This is a genomic window from Roseiconus lacunae (genome assembly GCF_008312935.1).
GTDB classification, from domain to species: Bacteria; Planctomycetota; Planctomycetia; order Pirellulales; family Pirellulaceae; genus Stieleria; species Stieleria lacunae.
In genome coordinates, this window is record NZ_VSZO01000065.1 from 1 (window position 1) to 5,766 (window position 5,766).

Annotated in this window: 2 protein-coding genes; both read right to left on the bottom strand. The window is 54.6% G+C overall.

Translation table 11 applies throughout. From position 1 onward, the window contains the following. Positions 1–1,316: 1,316 nt before the first annotated feature. Entirely contained in the window at positions 1,317–2,837 is a 1,521-nt protein-coding gene (gene ltrA, locus FYC48_RS25295; RefSeq protein WP_200836702.1) for a group II intron reverse transcriptase/maturase, read from the bottom strand. 974 nt (positions 2,838–3,811) lie between these two features. Continuing rightward, positions 3,812–4,867, bottom strand: coding sequence for a tetratricopeptide repeat protein (locus tag FYC48_RS25300; RefSeq protein ID WP_149499599.1), 1,056 nt, complete (start codon positions 4,865–4,867; stop codon positions 3,812–3,814). Positions 4,868–5,766 lie beyond the last annotated feature (899 nt).

Genomic DNA, 5,766 nt, shown 5'->3' on the forward strand with positions numbered 1-5,766 from the left:
CTGAGACTTATCGAACCCGACAGTCGCGGTTGTGCTCTCAGCGGGGTCATACGGATTCAGCGTCAATTCGCGTTCGGTCGTCAGTCGGGGAACGCCCCGCGTAACCGGGAACGCGCGAAAGATTCTCAACTTCAAAACGCTCGGCTCGCGTTCTCCGGTTCACGCGATTGTTACCCGCCGGTTCGAGCATAATGAGAAACCGTGGCGAGGCACCCCAATAGTATCGCAAAAATCAACCCAACCAACAGTAGTGCCTTTCCGGCTTTGCTGCCAAGGCATGCGCCAACACCGCCCAGCACCAGGCTTGCAACTAATCCGGCAAGTATCAGCATCAGTCCGACGAATCCATGGCCAAGTGCCTCTGCGAATTGTTCGGTATCGTCGAGAGTAGGGTCTTGCCCAGGTGGGGAGCGCGCGAAGTAGATGAAGGCAATTATGACGATGAGCCCGCAACCTAGCATCGAAGCAGCGAAACCGATGTCACGCTTTGTGTTTGGGGCCGATGTGGCGCGGACGGGTTCCGGCACTGCAGAGGTCCGTTGGTGGGCAGTGGTCGCGGGCGAGTACGGATTAGGATCCATGCATTTCAATCGGGTAACGTTGGTGATAACGGCGTCGCGGCCAAACATCCTGAACTCAGGAAACAGCAGCGCCCGCGACTCCCGTTCATCACACGGTTCGTCGAATTACGGTTGCCGCCAGCGTGGTATTGGACGGTCGTGATTCATTGTAACGATCGCTGACCAGTGTGGGGCGATCCATCAGTCGGGATCGGGATCAGGATAGGGTGTTCAAACCGCGGTACCGGATTCAAGTGAAATCCGATCGAGAGGCATGATCGAGTGTTGGGGTCATTCGGAGACTCCGCCTCTATAAAGAAATGGGCGTACAGGATCACGATCCATTGTTGGCGATTGTTGGCCGTTGGAAACGTTTACCAAACCGCGACATCAGGAGCAATCATCAGGAAACTGAGGTCGCGTCATCATGCGGTGGGCCGACTGCGGTCACCCTATCCGGCTTGTGCATTGTCCCAAGTTCGAAGCCAGAAGAACCAACGAACGTAACCAAGCACGACGAACGTTTCGTGGTCACCACGTCGGCGCGGGTGACGTGAATTCAAATGTAAACCCAACTCGCCGACTGCGGGCGAGTAAACCGGGGTCTCTTTGGTTTAGGTTAGGGTTTGTGTTCACTGTTGACCACTGGTTTCCCATTTGTGGTGTCACAATATTCTAACCGTGCCGCATTGACCTCCGGCCCCTCTCAGATCCGGACGTGCCTCTTTCTAGCATCCGGCTCCCAGCCAACACTGCTCACCGACCGCCAACGCGGGCCATCGCAATCAGATCCGTTATCTTCGGTGGACATGGCAACGGGTAGCGATCGACGAAGTGGTAGAACTGGCGCCAATTGACATAGCTCGCTTGACTCCGACGGCTCAGATGGCGTTTCGCCAAGGCGAGAACCTTGCCGCGATAAGCCATCAGCATCGGCCAGTTGTCATTGACACTGTAATACTGATAGTGACCGCGCAGCTTCGCCCGTAGCGTTTGCCACATCTCTCCAACCGGAGTCGAAAGCTGGCTCTGCAACCAGCGTCGCATATCCAACAACTTCATCCGTAGCTTCTTCGTTGACGTCTTCCTCTTCAGTTTAAAACGGCCTGCACGACTTCGCCCGCAGTAATGGGTGAATCCGAGGAAGTCGAACGTTTCTGGGGCTGTATTGCCAAGACGCTGGAGATCGCGTCTCGCAAAACGTCCAAAACGAATCAACTTTGTTTTCTCCTCGGCGATTGAAAGCGAATAGCGAGCTAAACGTTTTGGCAGCACCGCTTGGTAGCTCCGTGCGTCGCACTCATGCTCGAAACAGCAGATAAAATCATCCGCGAATCGAACCATATAGGCTTCGCCATGCAGCCGTGGCTTCACATCACGCTCGAACCATTTGTCGAGCACGTAATGCAGGTACACGTTTGCAAGTAGTGGAGAGAGAATCGCGCCTTGCGGCACGCCCTCTTCGGTTGCCTCTAGCCGCCCTTCGATCATCACGCCTGCGTTCAGAAAGCGACCGATCAGTTTGAGCATTCTCGGGTCCCCGATGCGTAAACGCAGCAGTTCCAATAAACGCTCGTGACAGACATTGTCGAAGAAACCTTCGACGTCTGCGTCACTGATCCAGTTCACTCGTCGAGTCGCAATCGAATGACCGAGCGCCGCGAGTGCTTGGTGAGGCGATCGTTTGGGCCGGTAGCCGTACGATGTGTCGAGAAAGTCCACTTCGTAGATCCGTTCCAAAATCATCACCATCGCTCGTTGAACGAGCTTGTCTTCCACGCAAGCGATACCGAGCGACCGCGTTTTGCCATTCCCCTTCGGGATCAACTTTCGCAGACTCGGTAATGGTCGATAGCTGCCCTGGTGCAGACGCTGAAGGAGATCCCGAAGGTTTGCTTCAAGGTGCTCCTCGTAATCCTCGACCGTGACGCCATCAACTCCCGGCGTTTTACCGCGTTTCAATCGGCGGAACGCGTACCAAAGCAACTCATAATTGAGAGCGGAGAAAAGGTTATCGAAAACCTCTTCCGGTTGCGATTCCGCTCTACTGGTGATGCGATCCAGTCGCATTAGCACCGACTCTCCGCCACTGCGTGCGGTCGATGTGAGATCTGGATCGCGTTTTGGCCCGACCGCCTTCCCTGCATCGATATTACTCGACTTCGATCCACTTGATTGGCATTCAAGCTTCAGCGGTACTATGCGGTCGTCCGACTCCCTGGGCGTCATTTGTTCTCGTCGCTTATTCCACTCCTCGAAACATACTCGGCTTGCCATGACTGGCTGTCATGGTCAAGCAAAGAACACCAGGGCCTCACTGGTTGCCTACTTGACGTTGTGTGTAGCGCGAATGGGTCGCCGACCCCGGGTCTTCGCTTACAACTCGCCGTTGACGTTGCAAGCGATGTTGCCTTCAGGCATGCACAAACCTTGGGCAGAATCCAACAGTTACCAAATTTCGGGGCTACTTCCATTCATCGCTGCGGGGCCACCCACAGTCGATTCATCCTCACTACCTTTCTGTGTACGCTTCAAGCTACGATTTCAAACACTGTTCTTATACGCAGCCTGCAACACTCGATACTGGGCACGTGGCTAACGCTTACCCAGGCGGGATTCCCACCCGCTAGTCAAGCAGACCTTGCCAGTCCGCACGTGCACCACTTGGTTCGTCAGGCTACGTTTGCCGCCGGCTGGAAGTTCGACGGGCCAGAACCATTGTAGCAATCGCTGCGTGGTGATGGGCCTTATTGTCAAGTGGGATTACGATGTTAAACCGTGACTACGATTGCGATCAACAAGCGACAGAGGTTCCGTCGTCATTGGATGGGCCGGTACGTGAGCCTATGCGATGGGACAGGCGCGACAGCCAAACCGCAACATCAGGTGCGATCAACAGGCGACTGATGTCACGTTGCCAATCAATGGGCCCCTACGTGAGTCATCCGGCACGACGGACGCGATTCGCGTTGCGAATCGCCAAGCCATCATCCGATTGGAGACGATGATCTATCAACCCGTGACATCAAGAGCGATCACCAGGAAACAAAGGTCGCGTTACGACGCGATGGGCCCAAGTCCAGCCACAACGACAGGCGTCGGATTAAATCCGCATTCGAAGGTGAATGAACCAACGAACGTGAAGTAGCACGACGAACGGCGGGGTTCAGCGGGGCCGCGCGAAGGACTTTCCACTTCAAAAACGTCAGCTCGCGGCCTCCGTTGCAACCCATGGTTCTGCCTTCTTCGCGTTAGAGATAGAGCCCCTCAGGTTTCTCCATCATCGAAATCATATTGTCGACGAGTTCCGCGCGGCGCTCAATCCCGGCATCACGAAATAGCCTAGCCAAGCGTGTGCCGAATGAACGTGCCGTCAGGCCGTATCGTTCGCGAAAGGACGTTGTTTCAAGCGCGGCACGGTCTCCAATAGTAATCCACATGAAAACGGCATCGAGAAATTGTCCACGTCGGTGATAATCGTCAACCATTGCAATCGACAATTCGATATCGCGGCTTTCCGCGACACCAGTATCGAGAGTCAGGTCTTGAACGTTCTGCATGAACGGATCGTCGCGAAGAGAATCATCGGGTTCCTTGAGCTTCTGTAGCCACAGGAGCGCTTTGCGGGCCCAATCGGGCCGGAAGGAACCCGGTAGAATGTGATCGGACCAGAAACAACCGTCCCAGAAAGCAAGGGGACAGAGCAGGGATTGGCGCAAGTGAATTGATGCCTGCGATTGCCGCCGCGTCCGCCGAAGCAGATACCCAAGGCCAAAGTGAGCAGCCCCATACTCCGGGAGAAGGTCGACCGCTTTGCGGTAATGTGATTCCGCGTCGTCAAGTTCGTTGGCAGCGATCAGTTGGTCGGCAACGGCACAATTTCGGAATGGCGAGTCAGGATCAAGCATCAGGAGTTGCTTGTGGTCGTCGACGGCAACGACATCGGGAATAGAGACCGTAGGTCGTGGAACGTTCACGGCATCAAATGCCGATTCAAACTCGTATGTAAGCTTTCGGTCTTCGTCGCGGGCAAGTTGGCAACGCCCGGCGGAAGTCAGATCGCCGTGTTCCGGGATCAATGCGTATGCATCATGGCTGCTGTACGCCACCATCGGTGGCCGATCTTCGCATCCAATTGGCCAGTAGAATCCGTGATAGTCACCGTTTCCAGTTGCAGCGAAAGGGAAAAATCCGACAGGCGGGTAAACGATGGAATAGACGGTCGTTCGTGTTGGCGTGCCATCAGGGTAAGAACCACCTTCGACGTTGAGGATGTCATCGTCATAAACGGTGGGCATTTGCATCATGTGTCAAATCTTCAATGGCAGAACGGTGGCGTTCACCGAGGCACGGCGAACGATGTCAATTCAAATTAGATCCGACTCCGTGCCTTCGGTGCAACGCGTTGTTCGTCGAGCATCCCTGTCGTCGAGCAGCGCGATACTCCGCCAAGTTGCCAGGGCAATGACGATGCTCAAAAACCAAAAACCGCATCTCGACTCCCTGTCACAACAGCCAACGCAACGACGAAAACAATCGTTGCGATCAAGACGAAGTCCCAACGTCGAAATCTAGGAATCGCACGTTCGGAAATGAACGAACCAGCGACAATTCCGAGGAGCAATGAAACGACCGGAAGGAGTGATTCTTTCGCAGCGTACCAGAGCCCTATCGCCCCGTAGCCATTGGCCTGGAAATTCCAACATTGGTATAGATAGAAACCGACAGGGATTCCAGCAAGGCATACAATCCAACATCGTCTCACTCGCACGACACCCGCAACTGCCGGAGTTGCAAGAAAAATTGAAGGAAGCAAAATCAAGTGGAATAGCTCTTGAAAGCCGTCCTGCCAACTCCCGCTCCGAACGACGGTTGTCGGTGAACACGCGAATGAGAGCAGATTGATCTCGAGAACTAGCAGATACGGGCCAAAGAAAAAACCTGAAACAACCAATATGCCCATCGCCATGAGTTGGCCAAAACGGGTTCCGATTCCGTGCGGAAACCAGCGCGACCAGCAACCACCGACTGTCGGTGGAGCACTGCTGTTCGAAGCCTGATAAGGATTTGAGGAGATTCCACTCATGTATGCGGTTCGGTTTGATCCGTCGACGAACGATTGTGGTCACCGCGTCGGCGCGAGTGATGTAAACACAAATGTAAACCCAACTCGCCGACTGCGGTGCACCACTTTGTTCGTCAGGCT

Bases quoted from the DNA above. Each gene is read 5' to 3' on its own strand.
- ltrA (WP_200836702.1), bottom strand. From the start codon at position 2,837: ATGGCAAGCCGAGTATGTTTCGAGGAGTGGAATAAGCGACGAGAACAA.
- FYC48_RS25300 (WP_149499599.1), bottom strand. From the start codon at position 4,867: ATGATGCAAATGCCCACCGTTTATGACGATGACATCCTCAACGTCGAA.